At 57.9% G+C, this 25,524-nt stretch carries 23 protein-coding genes; 16 read left to right on the forward strand and 7 right to left on the reverse strand.

Annotation, left to right across the window (positions count from 1 at the left end):
• Window positions 1-46: 46 nt before the first annotated feature.
• On the reverse strand, window positions 47-598 hold the full coding sequence (yjgA, locus tag HX884_RS10820) for a ribosome biogenesis factor YjgA (protein WP_008501414.1): 552 nt from the start codon (window positions 596-598) through the stop codon (window positions 47-49).
• Window positions 599-693: 95 nt separating this feature from the next.
• On the opposite strand from yjgA, the gene pmbA reads away from it, so the two are divergent.
• Together pmbA and cybC are read left to right on the forward strand one after the other, a co-directional pair.
• Window positions 694-2,046: a metalloprotease PmbA gene (gene pmbA, locus HX884_RS10825; protein WP_032618803.1), complete on the forward strand. Its 1,353-nt coding sequence runs from the start codon at window positions 694-696 to the stop codon at window positions 2,044-2,046.
• Between the two features lie 40 nt (window positions 2,047-2,086).
• Window positions 2,087-2,473 (forward strand): cytochrome b562, encoded by a 387-nt coding sequence (gene cybC / locus HX884_RS10830; protein ID WP_013095348.1) that lies wholly within the window; start codon window positions 2,087-2,089, stop codon window positions 2,471-2,473.
• A gap of 69 nt (window positions 2,474-2,542) precedes the next feature.
• Here cybC and HX884_RS10835 read toward each other — a convergent pair whose 3' ends face one another.
• Window positions 2,543-2,698, reverse strand: coding sequence for a Hok/Gef family protein (locus tag HX884_RS10835; RefSeq protein WP_020688727.1), 156 nt, complete (start codon window positions 2,696-2,698; stop codon window positions 2,543-2,545).
• A 416-nt stretch (window positions 2,699-3,114) separates the two neighbouring features.
• Between HX884_RS10835 and HX884_RS10840 the strand changes: the two genes are divergently transcribed.
• The 12 genes from HX884_RS10840 to HX884_RS10895 all read left to right on the forward strand — a co-directional run bounded on the left by HX884_RS10840 (window position 3,115) and on the right by HX884_RS10895 (window position 12,372).
• A complete protein-coding gene (locus tag HX884_RS10840) occupies window positions 3,115-3,453 on the forward strand; it encodes a glycine dehydrogenase (RefSeq protein ID WP_028027887.1) in 339 nt (112 codons plus the stop codon).
• Between the two features lie 10 nt (window positions 3,454-3,463).
• The gene (locus HX884_RS10845; protein WP_006179053.1) at window positions 3,464-3,826 is read left to right on the forward strand and encodes an SFCGS family glycine-rich protein; all 363 of its coding nucleotides are present in this window, start codon (window positions 3,464-3,466) and stop codon (window positions 3,824-3,826) included.
• A gap of 2 nt (window positions 3,827-3,828) precedes the next feature.
• Window positions 3,829-4,128, forward strand: a complete 300-nt coding sequence (locus HX884_RS10850) for a DUF4312 family protein (protein WP_006810338.1) — start codon at window positions 3,829-3,831, stop codon at window positions 4,126-4,128.
• Between the two features lie 22 nt (window positions 4,129-4,150).
• Complete coding sequence (locus tag HX884_RS10855) at window positions 4,151-4,927, forward strand: DUF4311 domain-containing protein (RefSeq protein WP_006810337.1); 777 nt, start codon at window positions 4,151-4,153, stop codon at window positions 4,925-4,927.
• A gap of 13 nt (window positions 4,928-4,940) precedes the next feature.
• The gene (locus tag HX884_RS10860) at window positions 4,941-5,582 is read left to right on the forward strand and encodes a DUF4310 family protein (protein ID WP_013095350.1); all 642 of its coding nucleotides are present in this window, start codon (window positions 4,941-4,943) and stop codon (window positions 5,580-5,582) included.
• 42 nt (window positions 5,583-5,624) lie between these two features.
• On the forward strand, window positions 5,625-6,758 hold the full coding sequence (locus HX884_RS10865; RefSeq protein WP_038418558.1) for an amidohydrolase/deacetylase family metallohydrolase: 1,134 nt from the start codon (window positions 5,625-5,627) through the stop codon (window positions 6,756-6,758).
• Entirely contained in the window at window positions 6,742-7,860 is a 1,119-nt protein-coding gene (locus HX884_RS10870; RefSeq protein ID WP_058684036.1) for a DgaE family pyridoxal phosphate-dependent ammonia lyase, read from the forward strand. Before HX884_RS10865 ends, HX884_RS10870 begins: the two co-directional genes overlap by 17 nt.
• Entirely contained in the window at window positions 7,857-8,597 is a 741-nt protein-coding gene (locus HX884_RS10875) for a KDGP aldolase family protein (RefSeq protein ID WP_178328139.1), read from the forward strand. The genes HX884_RS10870 and HX884_RS10875 overlap by 4 nt, the downstream gene beginning before the upstream one ends.
• A 114-nt stretch (window positions 8,598-8,711) precedes the next feature.
• Window positions 8,712-9,848: a lactonase family protein gene (locus HX884_RS10880; RefSeq protein ID WP_178328140.1), complete on the forward strand. Its 1,137-nt coding sequence runs from the start codon at window positions 8,712-8,714 to the stop codon at window positions 9,846-9,848.
• 19 nt (window positions 9,849-9,867) lie between these two features.
• Window positions 9,868-11,778, forward strand: coding sequence for a transcription antiterminator (locus HX884_RS10885; protein ID WP_178328141.1), 1,911 nt, complete (start codon window positions 9,868-9,870; stop codon window positions 11,776-11,778).
• Window positions 11,779-11,855: 77 nt separating this feature from the next.
• A complete protein-coding gene (locus HX884_RS10890) occupies window positions 11,856-12,098 on the forward strand; it encodes a type II toxin-antitoxin system RelB/DinJ family antitoxin (RefSeq protein WP_008501400.1) in 243 nt (80 codons plus the stop codon).
• The gene (locus tag HX884_RS10895) at window positions 12,088-12,372 is read left to right on the forward strand and encodes a type II toxin-antitoxin system RelE/ParE family toxin (RefSeq protein ID WP_178328142.1); all 285 of its coding nucleotides are present in this window, start codon (window positions 12,088-12,090) and stop codon (window positions 12,370-12,372) included. Before HX884_RS10890 ends, HX884_RS10895 begins: the two co-directional genes overlap by 11 nt.
• Window positions 12,373-12,375: 3 nt before the next feature.
• Here HX884_RS10895 and nrdG read toward each other — a convergent pair whose 3' ends face one another.
• The 5 genes from nrdG to treR all read right to left on the reverse strand — a co-directional run bounded on the left by nrdG (window position 12,376) and on the right by treR (window position 19,663).
• Window positions 12,376-12,840, reverse strand: a complete 465-nt coding sequence (gene nrdG, locus HX884_RS10900; protein WP_058683233.1) for an anaerobic ribonucleoside-triphosphate reductase-activating protein — start codon at window positions 12,838-12,840, stop codon at window positions 12,376-12,378.
• Window positions 12,841-12,962: 122 nt separating this feature from the next.
• Complete coding sequence (gene nrdD, locus HX884_RS10905) at window positions 12,963-15,101, reverse strand: anaerobic ribonucleoside-triphosphate reductase (protein WP_013095357.1); 2,139 nt, start codon at window positions 15,099-15,101, stop codon at window positions 12,963-12,965.
• Window positions 15,102-15,474: 373 nt separating this feature from the next.
• On the reverse strand, window positions 15,475-17,118 hold the full coding sequence (gene treC, locus HX884_RS10910) for an alpha,alpha-phosphotrehalase (protein ID WP_178328143.1): 1,644 nt from the start codon (window positions 17,116-17,118) through the stop codon (window positions 15,475-15,477).
• A gap of 51 nt (window positions 17,119-17,169) precedes the next feature.
• Window positions 17,170-18,588: a PTS trehalose transporter subunit IIBC gene (gene treB, locus HX884_RS10915; RefSeq protein WP_038420863.1), complete on the reverse strand. Its 1,419-nt coding sequence runs from the start codon at window positions 18,586-18,588 to the stop codon at window positions 17,170-17,172.
• Window positions 18,589-18,715: 127 nt separating this feature from the next.
• A complete protein-coding gene (gene treR / locus HX884_RS10920; RefSeq protein ID WP_020688716.1) occupies window positions 18,716-19,663 on the reverse strand; it encodes a trehalose operon repressor TreR in 948 nt (315 codons plus the stop codon).
• 391 nt (window positions 19,664-20,054) lie between these two features.
• Here treR and mgtA point away from each other — a divergent pair, with 391 nt between their 5' ends.
• Both mgtA and HX884_RS10930 read left to right on the forward strand, forming a co-directional pair.
• Entirely contained in the window at window positions 20,055-22,763 is a 2,709-nt protein-coding gene (gene mgtA, locus HX884_RS10925) for a magnesium-translocating P-type ATPase (protein ID WP_178328145.1), read from the forward strand.
• Window positions 22,764-23,053: 290 nt separating this feature from the next.
• Window positions 23,054-25,438: a beta-N-acetylhexosaminidase gene (locus HX884_RS10930; protein WP_178328144.1), complete on the forward strand. Its 2,385-nt coding sequence runs from the start codon at window positions 23,054-23,056 to the stop codon at window positions 25,436-25,438.
• Window positions 25,439-25,524 lie beyond the last annotated feature (86 nt).

Raw genomic sequence — 25,524 nt, forward strand, 5'->3', positions numbered from 1 at the left:
CCTATGGGGAGAGGGCTGGGGTGAGGGGGGAACAGGCGGTTCGATATTACTCTTCGTTCTCAGACAGCTCGCGCAGATACTGGAAAATCAGACGCGCGGACTTCGGCGGCTTATTCCCTTCTTTCTCTTTCTTCGCGTTGCGGATCAGTGAACGCAGCTGCTGGCGGTCGGCATCCGGCCACAGGTTCAATACTTCCGGTACCGCATCATCACCCTGTTCAATCAGACGGTCGCGGATCTGCTCCAGCTTGTGGAACAGCGCAACCTGCTGGTTGTGGCGGTTTTTCAGTTTATCCAGCGCCTGGCGGATCGGATCGACGTCGCGCTGACGCAGCATTTTACCGATAAGCTGAAGCTGGCGACGACGGCCTTCTTTTTTGATTTTCTGTGCCAGTTCAATGGCATCACGCAGATCCTGGTCGAGCGGGATCTTATCCAGCGCGTTTTTACCCAGTTCCACCATTTCTGCGCCAAGCTGTTTTAACTCTTCGGCGTCGCGTTTAATTTCACTTTTACTGACCCAGATGATCTCATCATCTTCGTCTTCGATGTCATCACCGGGAACGTCGTCGAGCCAGTCTTCGGGCTGCTTAGTCATGTCAGGCTCCTTAAAAAAAGAGGCTAATGTTACCAGTTAAGACGCGCACTGAAAAACGGTTCTCTGTTAGACTTCAGTTAACTCTCTCTTACAGTATGGCATTTGCGATGAAAGTAACCTCACAAGTTGAAGCGCAGCGTAAAATTCTGGAAGAAGCCGTCTCCACCGCGCTGACGCTCGCTTCAGGTAAATCAGATGGCGCCGAAGTGGCGGTCAGCAAAACCACCGGCATTAGCGTGAGCACCCGCTATGGCGAAGTGGAGAATGTAGAATTCAACAGCGATGGCGCACTGGGGATCACGGTCTATCACCAGAACCGCAAAGGCAGCGCGTCGTCTACCGATCTCAGCCCCGATGCCATTGCCCGTACCGTGCAGGCGGCGCTGGATATTGCGCGTTACACCTCACCGGATCCTTATGCTGGCGTTGCGGATAAAGATCTGCTGGCGTTTGATGCCCCGGATCTCGATCTTTTCCACCCGGCGGAAGTTACCCCGGACGAAGCCATTGAGCTGGCCGCACGTGCCGAACAGGCGTCTTTGCAGGCGGATAAACGCATCACCAATACCGAAGGCGGCAGCTTCAACAGCCACTACGGCATCAAAGTCTTCGGCAACAGCCACGGAATGCTGCAGGGCTATTGCTCAACCCGTCACTCGCTCTCAAGCTGCGTGATCGCCGAAGAAAACGGCGATATGGAGCGGGATTATGCTTACACCATCGGCCGCGCGCTGGGGGATTTGCAGTCTCCGGAGTGGGTGGGCAAAGCGTGTGCCGAACGCACGCTGTCTCGCCTGTCACCGCGTAAGCTCTCCACCATGAAAGCCCCGGTTATTTTTGCCAATGAAGTGGCGACCGGCCTGTTTGGCCATCTGGTGGGCGCTATCGCGGGCGGCTCAGTTTACCGTAAATCGACCTTCCTGCTCGACTCACTGGGCAAACAGATCCTGCCGGAATGGCTGACCATTGAAGAGCACCCGCACCTGCTGAAAGGGCTGGCCTCCACGCCGTTCGACAGCGAAGGCGTGCGCACGGAACGCCGCGATATCGTTAAAGACGGCATTCTGACCCAGTGGCTGCTGACCAACTACTCCGCGCGCAAGCTGGGGCTGAAAAGCACCGGACACGCGGGGGGCATCCATAACTGGCGCATTGCCGGACAGGGCCTGAACTTCGAGCAGATGCTGAAAGAGATGGGCACCGGCCTGGTGGTGACAGAACTGATGGGCCAGGGCGTGAGCGGCATTACCGGAGACTACTCTCGCGGTGCGGCAGGCTTCTGGGTCGAAAACGGCGAGATTCAGTATCCGGTGAGCGAAATTACCATCGCCGGCAACCTGAAGGACATGTGGCGCAATATCGTTACGGTCGGTAACGATATTGAAACACGTAGCAATATACAGTGTGGTTCTGTATTACTGCCGGAAATGAAAATTGCCGGCCAGTAATACCCGAAAAGCGTTTTAATAATAAAAAAGGAAGTGAGCAATGCGTAAACACCTGTTAGCGATCGTCGCGGCTTCAACGCTGGTTCTTGGCTCTTCTGCGTTTGCTGCCGATCTCGAAGACAACATGGACATCCTCAGTCAAAACCTGAAGGTCGTTCAGAAAACGGACAATGCGGCAGAAATGAAAAGCGCATTGACCAAAATGCGTGAAGCGGCGCTGGACGCGCAAAAAGCGACGCCGCCAAAGCTGGAAAGCAAAGCGGCAGACAGCGCAGAGATGAAGGACTATCGCCACGGCTTTGACGTGCTGGTCGGTCAGATTGACGGCGCGCTGAAGCTCGCTAACGAAGGCAAAGTGAAGGAAGCCCAGGCGGCAGCCGACCAGTTTGTCGCGACGCGTAACACGTATCACAAAAAGTATCGTTAATTGGGTGCCTGAGCTGTACGTCCTTTCCCGTATGCGGGGGCGCAGTTAGCGCCCCCGCATCTTTGCTCCCTACTGGCCGGAGCGACACTCCATCCGCGCTGTCACTTCAAGCGAGCCGTTTCGAAAACGGATCTCGCACAGTGTTTTCCTCGTCACCAGCGTTAAGATGATTATTGTCAAAGCAATAATCATCAAAACCCGGATAATTGGGGATTGGCGTTTCATGGATGCCTCCTTGCTTTAAAGCGGGCGAGGTAGCGAACTCCACGGTCCGACGTGTCGTTTCGAGCCCCCGCCCTGATTTTTTATCAGGCGGGGCTTTCCACTTTCCGTCCCATGCCTGAGACGGTCAGTCTCAAGCACCCGCCGCCACTCTAGCGAATCCCCATAAGAAAACCTTATCCACGTCACATTTCTACGAGTCGGCTCGTAATCTTTTCCGCTTCGCTCTTCCCATATTTGCCGTCAGATAACGTGATATTCATCACGTAAATACAGCGATTTATCCAGATTCAGCCTATTTATGTGGCACAGATCACTGCTGCGGCTCGCCTTTCCACTTCGAAGTGGAAAACAACTCGCTACAAACCCGCCATCGCCAACGTTAGTTTTATTCCAGAGCCATTAACGGGGTAAGACCAGTGAGTAACGGAGCGGTAATGAACGACGTTGGGGATCAGGCGGAGCAAACAGAAAAGCTCGCGAACACCATGCTGCAGCAGGTTTATGCCCTGCTGGCCCGGCACAACATCATCCCCAATGCAGTACAGGAACAGATGCTCACCTCCCATGTCCGCGCGATGGCGCACCGGTCCGTGACCGGCGAGCCGCTGCCGGAAGTGGAGGCAGAGCTGTTCGACGAAATTTCACCGGATTCAATGCGGCTCGCCCGTGAAGTGGTAGCGCAGTTTGGCAACCTTCCTGATGAAGAAGCCTGGCTGCTCTCCGTTCACTTTGAAGTCGCGAAAGACAACCTTTAAGGAGCAACACATGGAACAGATTACAGTCGTGATTGGCGATCGCCTGGGTAAAGGCCAGAAAGTGGCTGCCGGTGTGGAAAAAGCGGGTGGACGTGCGGTTGTCGTGCCGGGTATGGCGGCAGATATGAAACTCGGCGACGTCATGAAAGCGGAAAACGCCACCTTCGGCATCTCCTTCTGCGGCAGCGGCGGCGCGGGTGCCATCACGGCGCAAACCAAATATGGCTACAAAGCGAAATACGGCATGCGCTCCGTAGATGAGGGGGTGACCGCCATCAACGAAGGCTGCAACGTGCTGGGCTTTGGCTTTATGGATAAAGAAGAGCTGGGCGAGCGTCTGGTGCAGGCGTGGCAGAAGAAGCACGGCGCATAAGCATGAAAGAACAGTTCACAACCACGGTGAGAGTGAAGGGGAAGGGCGACGCCAAAGCGCGCGCCTTTGCCGACGCACTCAACCACGTTCAGGCCGCGGTGATGAAAGCCTCACCGCATATCTTACTGCGTATTGAGCCACAGGATGTGCAGGTCGTTCAGGCGCAAGAAGCGGTGCGTAAAGAAGCGTTTCTGTTCTTCTTTTTGCGCCGGGAAAGACGCACCTACAGCGTGGAGCTGGATGTGACCGTCAACGTGACCGCCATCAATCTCGACCAGGTGGATTTCGTCACGCAACGCTGATTATTCATAAAAGGGCAGACTGATGTTCTTAATTATATTAATAAAATCGCTCATCATTGGCGGCCTGGTAGGCGTCGGTGTTGGAGCCGGGGCTGCACGCATGTTTCATGCGCCTACCACTCAGGGTATGGGCGCGTTTCGTACGTTGGGGGAACTGAACTCCTGCGAAGGGGATCCGGCTTCTCACTTCTCCTTTGGGTTAGGCTTCTTCTTTAACGCCTGGGCCTCTTCCGTGGCCGCAGGTGCCTTCACACAGGACGTAGACCACCGCATCATCCCAAACTGGGGTGCTGCAGCCTTGATGATCAAAAACCGTAACGTCGGCGAAACGCTGCACGATCCCCGCAAGATGGCGATTGCCTGCGGCATCATCGGCATGATTGTCGTCACCTTCCTTAACCTCACTGCCTCGTCTGTTCCGGCCGCGCTGCAGGTCACTGCCGTGAAGGTGCTGGTACCGGCGGCAAACCTGCTGGTGAACACCGTGATGCCGGTGATCTTCTGGCTGGCGGCCATCGACGCGGGTAAAAAATCCGGCTTCTGGGCGACCATCTTCGGCGGCGCGGCGCAGCTGATTATGGGTAACGCCGTACCGGGCCTGGTACTGGGGATCCTGATCGGTAAAGGCGTGGAAGAGAGCGGCTGGAACCACGTCACCAAAGTGATGATGGCGGCCATCGTTCTGCTCTTCGTGCTGAGCGGCTTCTTCCGCGGCTTCGACATGAAGATGATTGAATCCTTCCATCTGACCGTGCCGAACTGGCTCGACATGATCCACAACTCGCTCAGCGGTAAATAACAGGAGCCTCTACATGGAACAGAATAAAGGTTTTTGGTATGCCGACTGGTCGTTCCCGATCTTCGTTGGCCTGCTCTCCTCCGGCGTGTTTGCCGGGACGCACATGTACTACCTTTACGGCATCGGCGCGTTTAACGAAGTGGCCTTCGTGGCGATGCTGAAGGCGGGAATTGATACCGGTGTATACGGCGCAGTGGCGGCGTTCGGCGCAAGCTTCCTGTTCGCCCGTATTATCGAAGGATCGCTGGTAGGGATCCTCGACATCGGCGGGGCTATCCAGACCGGCGTGGGTCTGGGTGTGCCAGCACTGCTGCTGGGCGCGGGGATCATGTTCCCGGTGACCAACTTCATTGCCTCGCTGATTACCGGCCTGGTGATTGGTCTGGCGATCGGCTACGTCATCATCCTGGCGCGTAAGTTCACCATCAACCAGAGCAACTCCACCTACGGGGCGGACGTGATGATGGGCGCGGGCAATGCCTCCGGTCGTTTTCTGGGGCCGTTGATTATCCTCAGCGCCATGACCGCTTCTATTCCGATTGGCGTCGGTTCTCTGCTGGGCGCGCTGCTGTTCTACATCTGGCAGAAGCCGATCACCGGCGGTGCCATCCTTGGCGCCATGATTTTAGGCTGGTTGTTCCCGGTCGCCCTTTAATACCTGCGGGCGCGCTGGCGCCCGCCTTATCAGGAGAACCCCATGTTTGATTTACTCCTGCGCCGTGCGCGCCTTAGCGACGATACCCTGACCGATATCGCCATTCTGGACGGGAAAATTGCCGCAACAGGCGACATAGACGCTCCCGCCCGCAAAACGGTGGAGCTGAACGGTGACGTATTCGTCAGCGCAGGCTGGATCGACTCCCACGTCCACTGCTACCCGAACTCCCCCATTTACCACGACGAACCGGACAGCGTGGGTATCGCTACCGGCGTCACCACCGTGGTGGATGCGGGCAGTACCGGTGCCGACGACGTGGACGATTTCTACGAAATCACCCGCAAAGCCTCAACCGAGGTCTTTGCCCTGCTGAATATCTCCCGCGTGGGGCTGATTGCCCAGAACGAGCTGGCCAATATGGCGAATATTGATGCCGATGCCGTGAAGCAGGCGGTGAAACGCCATCCTGACTTTATCGTCGGGCTGAAAGCGCGCATGAGCAGCAGCGTGGTGGGTGAAAACGGTATTACGCCGCTGGAGCGTGCGAAAGCCATTCAGAAAGAGAACGGCGACCTGCCGCTGATGGTGCACATCGGCAATAACCCGCCTAACCTCGACGAAATTGCCGAGCTGCTGAGCTCGGGCGACATCATTACCCACTGCTACAACGGCAAGCCAAACCGCATTCTGACGCCCTCCGGCGAGCTGCGCGCCTCCATTACCTCTGCCCTGAAACGCGGTGTGCGGCTGGACGTAGGCCACGGTACGGCGAGCTTCAGCTTTGAAGTGGCGAAACGCGCTATCGCGATGGGCATTCTGCCGCACACCATCAGCTCGGATATCTACTGCCGCAACCGCATCAACGGCCCGGTGGGCTCGCTTTCGAGCGTGATGTCGAAATTCCTCGCCATCGGCATGTCATTGCCGCAGGTGATTGACTGCGTCACCGCCAACGCCGCCGACGGCCTGCGCCTGACGCGCAAAGGGCGTATCGAACCCGGCCTCGACGCCGACCTGACGCTGTTCACCCTTAAACGTCAGCCGACGGTGCTGACGGATGCTGAAAACGACAGCCTGCAGGCTGAACACATTCTGGTGCCGCTTGCCGCGATCCGCGCGGGCAAGGGCTACATGACCGAACAAGGGAGCACGGAACATGCCTTCGATTTATGAGAAGTACAACTTAAAGCAGGTTATCAACACCTCCGGCCGCATGACGGCGCTGGGTGTCTCCACGCCACGCCCGGAAGTAGTGCAGGCGGCGATGGACGGCATGAATCACTATTTCGAGATGAAAGATCTGGTCAATAAAACCGGGGAATACATCGCGAAGCTGCTGGACGTGGAGGGCGCGACGGTGGTCTCCTGCGCATCCGCGGGCATCGCCCAGTCCGTGGCGGCGGTGCTGGTGAAAGACAGCGACTGGCTGCTGGAAAACCTGCACGTCACTCCAGTTGAGAACAACGAAATCGTGCTGCCGAAAGGCCACAACGTTAACTTTGGCGCGCCGGTGGGCACCATGGTAGCGCTTGGCGGCGGCAAGCTGGTGGAAGCGGGCTACGCTAACGAATGCTCAGCCGATCAGCTGGCGGCGGCCATCACCCCGCGCACCGCGGCGATCCTTTACATCAAATCGCACCACTGCGTGCAGAAAAGCATGCTCAGCGTTGAGCAGGCGGCGGTTGTGGCGCGCAAACATGATCTGCCCCTGATCGTCGATGCCGCAGCGGAAGAAGATCTGCATACCTATTACCGCTCCGGCGCCGATCTGGTGATCTACAGCGGCGCGAAAGCGATCGAAGGGCCCACCAGCGGCCTGGTGATCGGCAAGACCCAGTACGTCGAGTGGGTGAAGCGCCAGACGGCGGGCATTGGCCGCGCCATGAAGGTGGGTAAAGAGGGGATCCTCGGCCTGACCTGCGCCATCGAACACTACCTGACGGCGACTAAAGAGAGCGGGGCGGAGATGGTGGCGAAGATGACGCCGTTTATCGACGCGCTCAACACCCTGAACGGCGTTACCGCGCGCGTGGTCTGGGACAGCGCCGGTCGCGATATCGCGCGTACCGAGATTAAGTTTGACGAAGCCGTAACCGGCATCGGCACCGGCGAGCTGGTGAATGCCCTGAAGCAGGGCGAATACGCCATTTATTTCCGCGGCTACAAGGCCAACGAAGGGATTATCGAAGCGGACGTGCGCAGCGTGAACGCTGACCAGCTGAACATTGTGTACCGCCGCATAAGCGAAGTGTTAGGACAGGAGAAAAAGGCATGAAACTGACCCCCAATTTTTACCGTGACCGCGTCTGCCTGAACGTGCTGGCAGGCTCAAAAGCGAACGCCAGCGCCATTTACGAGGCGGCGGAAGGTCATGTGCTGGTGGGCGTGCTCTCCAAAAATTACCCGGACGTGCCCAGTGCGGTTGCCGATATGCGCGAGTACGCGGCGCTGATTGATAACGCGCTCTCGGTAGGCCTGGGGGCGGGGGACCCGAACCAGTCGGCGATGGTGAGCGAAATCTCCCGTCAGGTGCAGCCGCAGCACGTTAACCAGGTTTTCACTGGTGTAGCCACCAGCCGTGCGCTGCTGGGGCAGAATGATTCGGTGGTCAACGGTCTGGTCTCCCCGACCGGCACCGTCGGGATGGTAAAAATCTCCACCGGCCCGCTGAGCAGCGCGGCACCGGACGGCATTGTGCCGGTTGAAACGGCGATCGCCCTGCTGAAAGACTTTGGCGGCAGTTCAGTCAAATACTTCCCGATGGGCGGCCTGAAGTGCCGTGACGAATACCAGGCCATGGCGGAAGCCTGCGCCCGTCACGACTTCTGGCTGGAGCCGACCGGGGGAATCGATCTGGAAAACTACGAGGCGATCCTGCAGATCGCCCTGGACGCGGGCGTGAGCAAAATCATTCCGCATATTTATAGTTCGATTATCGACAAGACCAGCGGCGATACGCGTCCGGAAGATGTGCGTACGCTGCTTGCGATGACGAAGAAGCTGGTGAAGTAAAAACTGCCCCTCATCCCAGCCCTCTCCCCAAAGGGGAGAGGGTGTAATCGTCCCCTCTCCCCTTTGGGGAGAGGGTGAGGGGGGAACACACCGCACAACCCCAAAGGAGCCACCATGCACACCCGTACCCTGCTTGTCGCTTCACTCTCTTTACTGGCTAACGCCGCTATCGCCCAGCCGCAGTACGCCTGGGTCGGCACCTATAACCCCAACGGGGAAGGGCTGTACCGCTTTACCGTCGACCCGAGCACCGGTGCGCTCGGCAATAAAACGCTGGTGAGTCAGCTGCCGAACGCCGCGCAGCTGGCCGTCTCGCACGATGGCAAAACGCTGTATCTGGCAAGCGAAGTGGAGCAGGGCGTGGTGCAAGCGCTACGCGTGGGCGCTAACGGCGAGCTGAGCGAGTTGAATCAGGTCTCCTCCGGCGGTGCGGGGCCGGTGTATCTTTCGCTCACGCCGAACGGTCAGCATCTGCTGGTGGCGAACTATGTAAGTGGATCGATCGCAGTGCTGCCGATCAAAGCCGATGGCAGCCTGGGTGACGCCACGGATCGGCACCAGGATCAGGGTGAGCCAGGCGCTGCGAAACCGGAGGCGGCAGCAGAAGGCAGTTTTGCCATCAGCGATCATAATGGCCCCCATGCGCACATGATCGCCGCCGATCCGAGCGGGAAATATGTGTTTTCCACCGATCTGGGGCTGGATCGCATCTATCAGTACCGCTTTGACGATCGAACCGGCAAGCTGACGCCGAACGATCCGCCGTTTATCAGCGCCTCCTCAAAAGGGGCCGGGCCGCGGCACTTTGTCTTTACGCCGAAGGGGGATGCGCTGTGGCTGATTAACGAAGAGGCGTCTACGCTCACCCATTATACGCTGGACAGCAACGGCAGGCTGAAAGAGGGCAAAACGCTCTCCGCGCTGCCAGAAGGTTACAAAGGCACCAGTTTTGCGGCCGGACTGGCGCTGAGTGCAGATGGTAAACAGCTGTACGTGGCTAACCGTTTGCATAACAGCATCGGGCACTTTACCGTAACAGCGGAGGGCACGCTGACGCATCAGGACGATGTCTGGGCGCGCGGTGACTATCCGCGCACCCTGACGCTCGATAAACAGGGGCGCTGGCTGTACGTCATGAACCAGCGCAGCGACAACATTACCCGTTTCCGCGTCGGTCAGGACGGCAAGCTAAGCTTTGAGTCAGACTACACCCCGGTCGGCAGCCCATCCCAGATGGTCATTTCACCCTGAGCAGTAAGAGGACAACGACGTGCGATTTCCGAACCAACGTTTAGCGCAACTTTTCGATCTGTTGCAAAACGAGACGCTGCCGCAGGACGAGCTGGCGCAGCGGCTGTCGGTCTCCACGCGAACCGTCCGGGCGGATATTTCCGCCCTGAACGCGCTGCTGGCAAGCCACGGCGCGCAGTTTATTCTCAGCCGCGGCAATGGCTACCAGCTCAAAATTGACGATGCGGTACGTTATCAGCAGCTACAGGCTTCCCATCCGCGCGCGCTGCGCATTCCCCGTACCGGGCCGGAGCGCGTGCATTATCTGGTGGTGCGTTTTCTCACCTCGGCGTTTTCACTCAAGCTGGAAGACCTGGCCGATGAGTGGTTCGTCAGCCGCGCCACGCTGCAGAGCGATATGGTGGAGGTGCGTGAGTGGTTCCACCGCTACAACCTGACGCTGGAAACGCGTCCACGTCACGGCATGAAGCTGTTTGGCAGTGAGATGGCGACCCGCGCCTGTCTGACCGATCTGCTCTGGGAGCTGGCCCAGCAGGACAGCCTGAACCCGCTGGTGACCGACGTGGCGCTCAATGCCGGAGTAGCAGAGCAGATGGTGCCCGTACTGCACGAGGCGCTGACGCGGCATCACATCCGCCTGACCGACGAAGGCGAGCTGTTCCTGCGACTCTACTGCGCGGTGTCGGTGCGCCGCATCAGCGAGGGGTATCCACTGCCGGAATTCCACGCCGAAGATGTGGAAGAGAACGTGCGTGACGCAGCGAAAGATATCGCGGTGACCATTCAGCAGCTGGCGGGCAAAGCGCTTTCCCCTTCGGAAGAGAGCTGGCTGTGCGTGCATATCGCCGCGCGGCAGATCCAGGATATCGCGCCGAGTGCCATCAATGCGGATGACGACGAAGCGCTGGTCAACTACATCCTGCGCTATATCAACACCCACTATAACTACAACCTGCTCAGCGACGAGCAGCTGCATGCGGATCTGCTTACCCATATCAAAACCATGATCACCCGCGTGCGGTATCAAATCATGATCCCGAATCCGCTGCTGGATAACATCAAGCAGCACTATCCGATGGCGTGGGATATGACGCTGGCGGCAGTCTCAAGCTGGGGCAAATACACGCCGTATGTGATCAGCGAAAACGAGATTGGCTTCCTGGTGCTGCATATTGGCGTCGGGCTGGAGCGCCACTACAACATTGGCTACCAGCGACAGCCGCGCGTGCTGCTGGTGTGCGATGCCGGTAATGCCATGGTGCGTATGATTGAGGCGGTGCTGCAGCGCAAATACCCGCAGATTGAGGTCACACGCACGCTTACGCTTCGCGAGTACGAGCAGACGGAATCCATTAACGAAGACTTTGTGATCTCAACTGCCCGCGTCAGTGAAAAGTCTAAGCCGGTGGTGATGATCGCCCCGTTCCCGACGGACTACCAGCTGGAGCAGATTGGCAAGCTGGTGCTGGTGGACAGAACCCGTCCGTGGATGCTGGATAAATACTTCGACGCTGCGCATTTCCGTATTCTCAACGCCCCAGTGGACGAGCAAACGCTGTTCCGCGAGCTCTGCGTCCAGCTTGAAGAAGAGGGCTTTGTGGGGGCTGAGTTCCTCGACTCGGTCGTTGAACGTGAAGCCATCGTCAGCACCATGCTCGGCGACGGCATCGCGCTGCCGCACTCCCTTGGCCTGCTGGCACAGAAAACGGTGGTCTATACCGTGCTCGCCCCGCACGGCGTCCAGTGGGGCGACGAAACCGCCCACGTTATCTTCCTGCTCGCCATCAGCAAACGCGAATACGAAGAGGCGATGGCGATCTACGATATTTTCGTCACCTTCCTGCGCGAACGTGCGATGTCACGACTCTGTAGCTGCGGAAATTTTGCCGAGTTTAAGGCGGTGGCGATGGAGAGTTTGAGCCGGTTTTGAGAGGCGTTATCCAGAATTCGATGTAATGCGAATGTAATGCTAAACTGCATTACACATTCGATTCGCCTGGAGGCATAATGGCTACGCTTAACGTCCGTCTGGATGACAAACTCAAAAACGAGGCTTATGCCGTGCTGGAAAAACTCAATATCACCCCAACAGAAGCCGTGCGACTCCTTTTTCAGTACGTTGCGGAGACGGGGCGCATGCCGGTGAAAACGGTCACGATTAGCGACAGCGAAGATGCGCTGATACAGACAGTCCGGGAGCGACTGGCTAATCCGCAAAAGGGAATTAAGGTTAGTCTGGATGACTTATGAACTGGAATTTGACCCGAGGGCGTTAAAAGAGTGGAGCAAGCTGGGGGAGACTGTAAAAAAGCAGTTCAGGAAGAAACTTGCCGGGGTGTTGGTAAACCCCCGGATCGAATCGGCCCGTCTGCATAATCTGCCTGATTGCTACAAAATAAAACTCAGATCCCAGGGTTACCGTTTGGTCTATCAGGTTCAGGACAACGTGGTAACGGTAGTTGTCGTCGCCATTGGGAAAAGAGAGAAATCAGCCGTATATCACGATGCTAACAAACGGCTATAGCGTTCAGCGCAAATGATGCACAACCTGGTTACTGCTGCCGCGCCAGATAAGCGCCGGGTCTTTTAAATCCTGTACAAATTTGCCGTCGACCAGCACGTTAATCAGATCCACCACTTCCCTTTGCTGCGCGTTCAGCTCGTCCAGCTTATAGCCCGTCCAGACCCAGATATCTTTTCCTGCGCACTCGCGGCGAATGCGTTTCACCAGCCTCAGGATCTCCGGCACGTTTTGCGGATGCAGCGGATCGCCGCCGGAGAGCGAAATCCCCTGGCGTTTGATGCGGGTGTCGTTGAGGTCGTTAATGATCCGGTCTTCCATCTCGGCAGTAAACGGCATGCCGGAATTGAGCCGCCAGGTGCTTTTGTTGTAGCAGCCAGGGCATTCGTGCACGCAGCCTGAGACAAAAAGAGTGCAGCGGGTGCCGGGGCCGTTAACGATGTCGACGGGGTAGTACTGGTGATATCGCATAGAAATGTCCAGAGAATGTATGCGCGCTGATGCCCTCACCCCGGCCCTCTCCCACGGGGAGAGGGGGAAGAGTTCCCTCTCCCTTGAGGGAGAGGGCTAGGGTGAGGGGGAGAACACGGAACTTAACCGATCTGCCCATTCCCTAAATGCTTCACGCGGCGTTTCACCTCTTCCTGCTTACCGGCGTTGAACGGACGCGCATCCGGGCTGCCAAGATAGCCGCACACGCGGCGGGTTACCGATACGCGGGCCGCATCGTGGTTGCCGCATTTCGGGCAGGTAAAGCCTTTACTGGTACACTCAAACTCGCCGGTAAAGCCGCACTCGTAGCACTCGTCGATAGGCGTGTTGGTGCCGTAATACGGCACGTGCTGATAGCTGTAATCCCACACGTCTTCCAGCGCTTTAAGGTTGTGCTGGATGTTCGGGTATTCGCCGTAGCAGATAAAGCCGCCGCTGGCGATAGGGGGATAAGCCGCTTCAAAGTCAATCTTGTCGTACGGGTTAACCTTTTTCTCCACGTCCAGGTGGAAGCTGTTGGTGTAGTAACCTTTATCAGTCACCCCTTCCACAATACCGAACTCGGCGGTGTCCAGACGGCAGAAACGGTCACACAGGTTTTCGCTCGGCGTACTGTACAGGCTAAAGCCGTAGCCGGTCTCTTCTTTCCACTGGTCAACGGCATCGCGCAGGCGCTGAACAATGGCGATGCCTTTCTCGCGCAGCGCGTCGCTGTCATACATATGCGTGTTGCCAAACAGGGCGTTGATGGTTTCGTGAATGCCGATATAGCCCAGCGAGATCGACGCACGACCGTTTTTGAAGATCTCAGACACGTCGTCGTCCGCTTTCAGACGCACGCCGCAGGCCCCTTCCATATAGAGGATCGGTGCCACGCGTGCCTTGACCCCTTCCAGACGGGCGATGCGGGTCATCAGCGCTTTACGCGCCAGCTGTAAACGTTCATCCAGCAGCGCCCAGAAGGCGTCTTCATTTCCTTTGGCTTCCAGCGCGATGCGCGGCAGGTTCAGGCTTATCACGCCCAGGTTGTTGCGGCCGTCATGCACCTGCTCACCATTTTCGTCCTCATACACGCCGAGGAAGCTGCGACAGCCCATCGGGGTTTTAAACGAACCGGTGACTTTCACCACCTGGTCGTAGTTCAGAATGTCCGGATACATACGCTTGCTCGCGCACTCCAGCGCCAGCTGTTTAATGTCGTAGTTCGGGTCACCAAACTTATGGTTCAGGCCGTCGCGGATGGCGAATACCAGTTTCGGGAACACCGCCGTTTTGCGGTTTTTGCCAAGACCGGAGATACGGTTACGCAGAATGGACTGCTGAATCAGACGCGATTCCCAGCTGGTTCCCAGACCAAAGCCGAACGTGACAAACGGCGTCTGACCATTCGCGGTATGCAGCGTGTTCACCTCGTACTCCAGCGACTGGAACGCGTCATAGCACTCTTTCTCGGTGCGGGAATGGGCGTAGCCGTCGGCATCGGGGATCTGCCACTCTTCCGCCGTTTTACGGTGCTTCTTAAAGCTTGCAGTAACAAACGGGGCCAGCACTTCATCAATGCGGTTAATGGTGGTGCCGCCATAAATGTGGCTCGCGACCTGGGCGATAATCTGCGCCGTGACGGCCGTCGCCGTGGAGATGGACTTCGGCGGTTCAATCTCGGCGTTACCCATTTTAAAACCGTGGGTCAGCATGCCTTTCAGATCGATCAGCATGCAGTTAAACATCGGGAAGAACGGCGAGTAGTCGAGATCGTGGTAGTGGATCTCACCGCGCTCGTGCGCCGATACCACGTCGCGCGGCAACAGATGCTGACGGGCGTAGTGTTTAGCCACGATGCCGGCCAGCAGGTCGCGCTGGGTCGGGATCACCTTGCTGTCTTTATTGGCGTTTTCATTGAGCAGGGCGGAGTTGGTCTGCTCGACCAGACCCCGGATTTCCTGATTCAGGCGGCCGCGCTTTTCACGCTGGACGTCGCGGTCGTGGCGGTACTCAATATAAGCGCGCGCTAACTGCTTGTAAGGACCAGACATCAGCTGGTTCTCAACCGCAGTCTGGATCTCGCTGATATCCACCTGGCTGCGTTCGTTCATCTGGCGGCTAACGACGTCTGCGACGGTGGCGCAGTAATCTGCGTCATCGACTCCCGCTGCTTTAGCTGCACGCAGAATGGCTTCCTGAATGCGCTCTGATTTAAACGGCACTTTACAGCCATCACGTTTCATCACATGCGGTGTCATGATCACTCCATTTTAAAAACAGGTTATCCACAGAGGTGGGGAAGTATGCACCGGGTGGATTATCAGCCAGCCCAATGACTTCCCGCGTTCCCGACCCTTGTTATCCACAATCCCGGAGAGCGGAGTCGCCGTGTTGTTGTTGGAATAGTAGACGATAAATACAAGATGTTGGGTCGGCCAGCATTTTAAGTGCTACATATAGTGATTTGCATCAAACATGTTTGCGATTTTTTTGATTCAGAACAAAGTAAAAAGACGAGAGTACAAACGGCGGGCGCTGGAGCGAATGTAAATCCGCAAAGGAAAAATCTGATTAATTATTCAACAAAAACAGTAAAGTAAGCCGGGCGCTGCTGTTACGCCCGGCGGGAGATTACGCCTGTAGCCACCAGACGGCTTCAAACGGACGTAGCGTGGCGGTATGTGGGGCCGGGTAATTACTCATGACGGCCTGCCACTCACCGCTGAGAACGCCTGATTCCCATTCATGAGACTGATGGCTGAGGTTAGCCACCACCACCAGGGTTTTCCCCTGCCACTGGCGGCGATAACACCACAGGGACGGATGTTCCGGCAGCAGATCCTGATAATCGCCCCACGTCAGCACCGGCAGGGTTTTGCGCAGGCGAATCAGCGACTGGTAGGTATAAAACACCGAATCGGGATCGTCCAGCGCCGCGCGGGCGTTGACCGTCTCGTAGTTGTCGCAGACGCCAATCCACGGCTCACCTTCGGTAAAACCCGCATTGTGCGAGGCATCCCACTGCATCGGCGTGCGCCCGTTATCGCGCGACTTACTCGCCAGAATCGCCAGGAGTTCGTTCGGATCGCGGCCGTTAGCCCGCAGTTCGGCGAACATGTTCAGGCTTTCCACGTCGCGGTAATCGGTGATGCGGCTGAAGTGCGGGTTGGTCATGCCAAGCTCTTCACCCTGATAGATATACGGCGTGCCCTGCATCCCGTGCAGCACCATGCCCAGCATCTTCGCCGCCGGTACGCGGTATTCGCCTTCATCGCCAAAGCGCGACACAATGCGCGGCTGATCGTGGTTACACCAGAACAGCGCGTTCCACGCTTTGTTATGCATCCCCTGCTGCCAGTGGTTGAAGAGGGTTTTCAGCGCCACGAAATCCGGTTTTGCCAGCGTCCATTTTTCGCCGCCGGGGTAATCCACCTTCAGATGATGGAAGTTAAAGGTCATCGACAGCTCGCGCCCGTCGAGAGACGCATACTGCTGGCAGTTCTCCAGCGAGGTGGAGGACATCTCGCCCACCGTCATTAGATTACGCGGCGTAAAGACGTCGCGGCTCATCTCCTGGAGATATTCATGAATGCGCGGCCCGTCGGTGTAGAAGCGGCGACCGTCGCCAATATCGTCATTCGGGAAAGCCTGGTCTTTCGAAATCAGGTTAATCACATCCAGACGCAGGCCGTCCACGCCGCGATCGGCCCAGAACTCGCACACCTTTTTCAGTTCGGCGCGCACGGCCGGATTCTCCCAGTTGAGATCCGCCTGCTCTGGGGCGAAGAGGTGCAGATAATACTGCTCGCTCTCGGCGTGCCAGCGCCAGGCGTTGCCGCCGAATTTGGAGCGCCAGTTGTTGGGAAGCTGCTCCGGCGTGCCGTCGCGCCAGATATAAAACTGGCGGTACGGGCTGGCTTTATTCAGTGATTCACGGAACCAGGCGTGCTGGGTTGACGTGTGGTTAAACACCATATCCAGCACGATGCGAATGCCGCGTTCATGCGCCTGGGCGACCAGCTCGTCAAAGTCATCCAGCGTGCCGTACGCCGGGTCGATGGCAGTGTAATTCGCCACGTCGTAGCCGTTATCCACCTGCGGGGAGATGTAAAACGGCGTCAGCCAGATGGCGTCAATACCGAGGGTTTTCAGGTAGTCCAGCCGCTGCGTCACTCCGCGCAAATCGCCGGTGCCGCTGCCGGTCGTGTCCTGAAAACTTTTTGGGTAAATCTGATAGATGACTCCGTTCTGCCACCAGTGAGGAAGGGTATTCATAATGCGTTCCTGCAAATGCGAAGGGGCGCAACTGCGCCCCGAAAGATGAAGTTAAACAATCTGCAGCGCGCCCTGACGGAACTTACGCTGGTAAACCACGGTGGTGAGCGCCATAGGGACGATGATCGCGATGGCCATCGCCAGGGCAAACACCTGCCAGAAGGCGGGCTGAATGGAGAGAATACCCGGCAGGCCACCAACGCCGATGCCGTTTGCCATCACGCCGTTGAGACCACATACCAGACCCGCCAGACCCGAGCCGATCATGGCGCAGAGCATCGGGAAGCGGTATTTCAGGTTGATACCGTACATCGCCGGTTCGGTGACCCCGAGATACGCGGAGATGGCGGCCGGAACGGAAATTTCACGCTCGTTATGCTTACGGCTGACCAGAATAATGCCCGTTACGGCAGATGCCTGAGCGATGTTAGACAGCGCGATAATCGGCCAGACCGGCGTGCCGCCAAGGCTCTGGATCATCTGCATATCAATCGCCAGCGTGGTCTGGTGTACGCCGGTGATCACCAGCGGGGCGTACAGGAAGCCGAACAGCGCGGCACCAATCGGCGCGAAGCTGCCGGTCATCAGGTGACGGACGGCAAAGGCCACGCCGTCGCCGATCATGCGGCCAAACGGACCGATAAAGGCGTGCGCCAGGAACACCGCCAGGATCAGCGAGCAGACCGGCACCACTACCAGATAGAGGTAATCTGGCACGATGCGTTTCAGGCGCGTTTCAATAAAGCCCAGCGCCAGACCCGCCAGCAGTGCCGGGATAACCTGCGCCTGATAGCCCACTTTGGCGATGGTGAACAGGCCAAAGTTCCACACTTCCGGCGCCTGCTGGCCAAGTAAGTAAGCGTTCATTAACTGCGGAGAGACCAGCGTTACGCCGAGTACGATACCCAGAATCGGGGTACCGCCCATTTTGCGTACGGCGGACCAGCAAATCCCCACCGGCAGATAGAAGAAGATCGCTTCGCCAATCAGCCACAGGAAGTCGTAAATGGTTTTCAGCGCCGGGTACATCTGCGCCAGGGTTTTGCCGTCGCTCATCGGCACATCACCGATGACGTTACGGAAGCCTAAAATTAAGCCCCCGCTGATCAGCGCCGGCAGCAGCGGGAAGAAGATCTCTGCGAAGTGGGAGATAAGCTGCTCGTGCCATTTCATATTCTGGCGCGCGGCTTTTTTGGCCTGCTCTTTATCTGCCGCGTTGTGCCCGGTAGTGGCGAGCAGAGCCTGATAGTAATCGCCCACTTCGGTACCAATAACCACCTGGAACTGCCCGGCGTTGGTGAAGCAGCCTTTCACCATCGAAAGCGCTTCAATCGCTTTCGGATTGGCTTTGGCCGGATCGTTCAGCACGAAGCGCAGGCGGGTAATACAATGGCTGACCGTCGCGATGTTTTCGCGACCGCCCACCAGGACGATCAGCTGATCGATATCTGCTTGTTTGACTTTACTCATCATGAAACCTCATGACAGATGGGAGGGGTGTAATGACCTGAGCGCAAGCCTACTCCTTCAGCGGGACGGCGAAAATGGGAACGTTCCCGAAATCGGGCGAAGATCACAATAAACCGATTTATGGCGGTTATGAAAGATGGACGGGAATGACGATTTGGCGGGGTTCTGCGCGCCCGTTGATCTGCTCAATCAGCTGTGCGGCGGCCTGACGGCCGGACTCAGCGTAGCCCGGATCGACGGTGATGATCTCCGGGTGCAGGAACTTCATCAGCGGGGTACTGCCTACGCTGGCAACCTGCAGCTCGTCGATGCGCTGTTCCTGTAAATATTTGCTCGCACCCAGCGCCAGGGTGTCGGTCGCGCACACCAGCGCGGTGGTCTGCGGGGTCAGCACGCTGGCGACCTGTTCATAGCCCTGCTTCATGCCAAGCCCGGGCAGGGAGGCCACGGCAGAGAGGTTGTGCTTTTTGCAAAACGCCAGATAGGCTTCGTGACGGCGTTTGCCGGTGGTGACGTCCGCGTGCGGTACGCCAAGATAGCTGATATGACGATGGCCTTTTTCGTACAGGCGCTGCATCAGGGTAATAATCGCCCCTTCATCGTCATAGCAGACGGAGGCAAATCCGTGGGCATCGCGTGCCAGCAAGACCAGCGAGGGTTGCCAGGGTTTGAGCATCTCTTCTTTAATGCCGGTAAAGCCAAACAGGACCACCCCGTCGATGTTGCGTCGCGCCAGCATCCCCAGATGCTCTTCCACCAGCTGTGGCGAGAACTGGCTCTCCATCATGATTGGATCGTAACCCTGCTCATAGAAGGCGGGCAGCATGGTTTGTACGGCGAGGTTTTCAGAGAGAGAATCCAGACGCGAGACAATAATGGCGACCACTTTATCGCTCTGTCCGCGCATGGCCCGTGCGGAACGGGAAGGGGAAAACCCGTGCTGATTCATCACCGCCTCGACGCGCTCGCGCGTGCGTTCGCTGACACCGCTCTCGTTGTTCAGCACGCGCGACACGGTGGATTTCCCCACGCCGCTTAAACGCGCAATGTCTTTAATCGTAAGGCGGTTTTGCATGCTGTATTCCCTGTAACAACGATAACGGTGTCAAATGAGCCTAATGCTATAGCGCTAATTCGCTATGGGCAAAGTCTGGTTTACGTTCGGTTTATTTGAGGGTGGGTATAATACCGCCCGACGCGCCGCTTAGGGTACGGTTAAATCCTTATACTGCGCGGCGTACCCCTTATTTTTACTTACCGGAGGCGACATGGATCCCGATCCCACACCTCTCCTGACCAGGAGAACCCCTTCTTTCCGGTAAGCCAGCCTTGTGCTGTCTCACCGGTGATGTGAGGCAGCAACGTTCTGAACGTTCCTGCTTGAAAATTTAAGTGCCTGTCAGGTACGGCTTTGCCACGCCTGCAGGAATGACTGCGTCCGCCCAGGCGGATGCGGGGGAATGACTATGTTTAAAAATATCACCCGGCAGCTGCAGGCGCTGCTGAGCCGCCACCTGCCACACCGTCTGGTTCAGCGCGATCCGCTGCCAAACGGCAAAAATTTCTCCGGCGCCACTATTCCCGCCAGCCTGACCGAGCGTTGCCTCAACGTGGCGGCGATGGATGAGAACGAAGTCTGGCGCGCCTTTAACGGACACCCGGAAGGGCTGAATGCGGCTGAAGTGCAAAAAATCCGGGCCGTGCATGGCGATAACCTTATCCCGGCGCAAAAACCAGCGCCGTGGTGGGTGCATCTGTGGATCTGCTACCGCAACCCCTTCAATCTGCTGCTGACGGTGCTGGGCATTATCTCTTACGCCACTGAAGATCTGTTTGCCGCAGGCGTTATCGCCCTGATGGTGGGGATCTCCACGCTGCTGAACTTTATCCAGGAAGCGCGCTCAACCAAAGCGGCGGATGCCCTGAAGGCGATGGTCAGCAACACCGCGACCGTGTCGCGAGTCATCAACGATCTGGGTGAAAACGCCTGGGTCGAACTGCCCATCGACCAGCTGGTGCCGGGCGATCTGGTGAAGCTCGCCGCCGGGGATATGATCCCGGCGGATTTACGCATCATCCAGGCGCGCGATCTGTTCGTGGCCCAGGCCTCGCTCACCGGGGAGTCCCTGCCGGTGGAAAAGGTGGCGCGAACTCGCGATCCGCAGCAGATGAACCCGCTTGAGTGCGACACCCTGTGCTTTATGGGCACCACGGTGGTCAGCGGCACGGCGCAGGCGATTGTCACCGCCACCGGCGGCAATACCTGGTTTGGTCAGCTTGCCGGACGTGTGACAGAGCAGGAGAGCGAGCCGAATGCGTTCCAGAAAGGGATTGGCCGCGTCAGCATGCTGCTGATCCGCTTTATGATGGTGATGACGCCGATTGTGCTGCTGATCAACGGCTATACCAAAGGCGACTGGTGGGAAGCCGCGCTGTTTGCGCTCTCCGTGGCGGTTGGCTTAACGCCGGAAATGCTGCCGATGATTGTCACCTCCACCCTGGCGCGCGGGGCGGTGAAGCTGTCAAAACAGAAGGTAATCGTCAAACACCTCGACGCCATTCAGAACTTTGGCGCGATGGACATTCTCTGCACCGACAAAACCGGCACGCTGACGCAGGATAAAATCGTGCTGGAGAACCACACCGATATCGCCGGTAAAACCAGCGAACGCGTGCTGCACAGCGCCTGGCTGAACAGCCACTACCAGACCGGGCTGAAAAATCTGCTCGATGTTGCGGTGCTGGAAGGGGTGGATGAAGAGTCTGCCCGCTCACTCTCTGGCCGCTGGCAGAAGGTGGATGAGATCCCGTTCGATTTTGAGCGCCGCCGGATGTCGGTGGTGGTCAGCGAGCAGCCGGATGTGCACCAGCTGATCTGCAAAGGCGCGTTGCAGGAGATCCTCAATGTTTCCACCCAGGTGCATTACAACGGCGACATCGTGCCGCTGGACGACACCAAGCTGCGCCGCATCAAACGCGTCACGGATAACCTGAACCGTCAGGGGCTGCGGGTGGTGGCGGTGGCGAGCAAATTCCTGCCTGCGCGCGAGGGAGACTATCAGCGTATCGACGAATCCGATCTGATCCTCGAGGGTTATATCGCATTCCTCGATCCGCCGAAAGAGACCACCGCTCCGGCGCTGAAAGCGCTGAAGGCCAGCGGGATCACCGTGAAAATCCTTACCGGCGACAGCGAGCTGGTGGCCGCCAAAGTATGCCACGAAGTGGGGCTGGACGCGGGTGACGTGGTGGTAGGCAGCGATATCGAACACCTCAGTGACGACGAGCTGGCTCAGCTTGCCCGGCACACCACGCTGTTTGCCCGCCTGACGCCGATGCACAAAGAGCGCATCGTCACCCTGCTGCGTCGCGAAGGGCACGTGGTGGGCTTTATGGGCGATGGTATCAACGACGCGCCCGCGCTGCGTGCGGCGGATATTGGCATCTCCGTGGACGGGGCGGTGGACATCGCCCGCGAAGCGGCAGACATCATCCTGCTGGAAAAGAGCCTGATGGTGCTGGAAGAGGGCGTGATCGAAGGGCGTAGGACTTTTGCCAACATGCTGAAATACATCAAAATGACCGCCAGCTCCAACTTCGGTAACGTCTTCAGCGTGCTGGTGGCGAGCGCGTTTCTGCCGTTCCTGCCGATGCTGCCGCTGCATCTGCTGATCCAGAACCTGATGTACGATGTCTCTCAGGTGGCGATCCCGTTTGATAACGTCGACGACGAGCAGATCCAGAAGCCGCAGCGCTGGAACCCGGCGGATCTGGGGCGTTTTATGCTCTTCTTTGGCCCGATCAGCTCCATCTTTGACATCCTGACCTTCTGCCTGATGTGGTTTGTGTTCCACGCCAATACACCGGAACATCAGACCCTGTTCCAGTCCGGCTGGTTCGTGGTGGGGCTGCTGTCGCAAACGCTGATTGTGCATATGATCCGCACACGTCGTATTCCGTTCATCCAGAGCCGTGCCGCCTGGCCGCTGATTGTGATGACGGGGATTGTGATGGCGCTCGGCATCGCGCTGCCGTTCTCACCGTTGGCCAGCTACCTGCAGCTGCAGGCGCTGCCGCTGAGCTACTTCCCGTGGCTGGTGGCGATCCTCGCGGGCTATATGGTGCTGACGCAGATGGTGAAAGGGTTTTATGCGCGTCGGTATGGGTGGCAGTAAAAACATCCCCTCTCCCCTTTGGGGAGAGGGCCGGGGTGAGGGGACTGGCTTTCCTCTCAAATTCAACAACCTGTGATCTCCGTCGGCGCATTCGCTTGACGACAAATTGAGCGCATGTTAACAGAATGTTTTGCCTTTATACCCTAAATAATTCGAGTTGCATGAAGGCGGCAAGGGAGTGAATCCCCGGGAGCTTACATAAGTAAGTGACCGGGGTGAACGAGTGCAGCCAACGCACAGGCAACTTGAAGTATGACGGGGATATTTGGCCCGTCAGATAAGGAACATTCATGTTACGGTACAGCCTCTTAACCGCCGGGCTGCTGCTCGGCGCGTCAGCGTTTGCCGCCCCGGCAGGCGATCTTCCCCTGATGCCCTGGCCTGCGAAGGTTGAACGCCCGACCACTCAGGGCGCGCTGGTGCTTAATAATCAACTCTCCGTAAGCGTCAGCGGAGACGATCTCGGTGACGCAGTTAACCGCCTGCGCCAGCGCATTGCCCTGCAAACCGGCTGGACGCTGCAGCCGCAGGCCGACAAACCCGAAAAACCGACCATCCGCATTGCCATTGCCAAAAAAGTGAAGCCGCAGCCGCTGCCGGACAGCGACGAAAGCTATAAGCTGACGGTGGATGCCAACGGGGTGGATATCTCCGCCAATACCCGCTTCGGCGCGCTGCGTGCCATAGAAACGCTGCTCCAGTTGGTGCAAAACGGCGCGGAAAACACCTCTGTACCGTGGGTGACCATTGAAGATTCCCCGCGCTTCCCGTGGCGCGGGCTGCTGCTGGACTCGGCGCGCCACTTTATCCCGCTGGCGGATATCAAACGCCAGATCGACGGTATGGCCGCGGCAAAACTCAACGTGCTGCACTGGCATTTAACCGACGATCAGGGCTGGCGTTTCAGCACAAAGCGCTATCCTAAGCTGACCCAGCTTGCCAGCGACGGGCTGTTCTACACGCCAGAGCAGATGCGCGAGATTGTTCGCTATGCTGCCGATCGCGGTGTCCGCGTCGTGCCGGAGATCGATATGCCAGGCCACGCCTCGGCCATTGCCGTGGCCTACCCGGCGCTGATGAGCGCGCCGGGGCCGTACGAAATGGAGCGCCACTGGGGAGTCTTAAAGCCGGTGCTGGATCCGACCAAAGAGGCCACTTACGCCTTTGCTGACGCGATGGTCAGCGAACTGGCAGCGATCTTCCCCGATCCTTATCTGCACATCGGTGGCGATGAGGTGGATGACAGCCAGTGGAAAGCGAATCCGGCCATTCAGCAGTTTATGCGCGACCACAAGCTGGCGGACAGCCATGCGCTGCAGGCGTATTTCAACCGCAAGCTGGAAACGATCCTTGAAAAACACCACCGGCAGATGGTGGGCTGGGATGAGATCTACCATCCCGATCTGCCCAAAAGCATTCTGATCCAGTCCTGGCAGGGGCAGGATGCGCTGGGACAGGTGGCGCAGAACGGCTACAAAGGGATCCTCTCGACGGGCTTCTATCTCGATCAGCCGCAGTCCACCGCTTACCACTACCGCAATGAGATCGTGCCGCAGACCTTAAACGGCGTGGACGTGATTGCCGACACCGACAGCGCCCAGAGCTGGGCCTTCTCCATGCCGCGTCTGAAAGGCAAGCCGGTCGAAGGCAGCTTTACGCTGGTGAAAGGGGAGTCCAGCTGGCGCGGGTTTATTGATTTTGCCGGCAAGTCCCGCCGCGCGGTGGATAACATTGCGTGGCGCGATGACAATCAGGTGACGTTTACCGTTGATACCTGGATGGGCGAAACGCGCCCGGTGGTGTCGGTTGATAACGATAAGCTCACGGGTTATTTCCTGGTGGGGAATGTCCGCTACCCGATCAGCGGTACGCGTCTGGATGAGGTTCCTAAAGGCACTCCGCCGGTAGTGCCGGATATCGCGCATCAGGTTAATCTGCTTGGCGGAGAAGCCGCGCTGTGGGCGGAAAACGTGGTGGCGCCGGTGCTGGATATCCGTCTGTGGCCGCGTACCTTTGCGGTGGCGGAGCGGTTATGGTCCGCGCAGGATGTTACCGATGTCGACAACATGTACACCCGCCTGCAGGCGATGGACAGCTGGTCGACGGTCTCGGTCGGGCTGCAGCAGCACACCCAGCAGCAGGTGCAATTCACGCGCCTTGCCGGGAATGCCGATACGCTGCCGCTGCAAATCCTCGCCCAGGCTGTGGAGCCTGCGCAGTATTACACTCGTCAGCATCTCAAATTCCAGGCCGGAAACTACCATCAGTTTGAGCCGCTCAACCGCTTCGCGGATGCGCTGAACGCTGAAAGCGCCACCGTGCGCCAGATGAACAAATGGGCCGACCGTCTGGTGAGCGACGCCGAGGATACCGAAAGTGCCGACGCGCTGCGCCATGTGTTTAACCGCTGGCAGAGCAATACCAGCGACGCGCTGGCACTGAGTGAAAACAGCTATCAGTTGAAGGCGATCAAGCCGGTGATTCAGGAGGTGGACAAGCTGGCCTCGATTGGCCTGAGGCTCACCGATCTGGTGGCGCGTCAGGGCACGCTGGACGATAAAGAGATCGCCTCAATTCAGAGCGAGCTGGATAACGCGGCGAAGGTTCAGGACGAAGTGGTGATTGCAGCGGTGTACCCGCTGGAGACGCTGCTGCGCGCGACGCGTAATCAGTAGACAAAACCCCCTCACCCTAACCCTCTCCCTTTGGGCTGAGGGATCCCCAGTAATATGGTCATGCCACCATGACCATATTACTGTAC

It is taken from the genome of Enterobacter sp. SECR19-1250 (assembly GCF_013391025.1).
GTDB lineage: Bacteria > Pseudomonadota > Gammaproteobacteria > Enterobacterales > Enterobacteriaceae > Enterobacter > Enterobacter cloacae.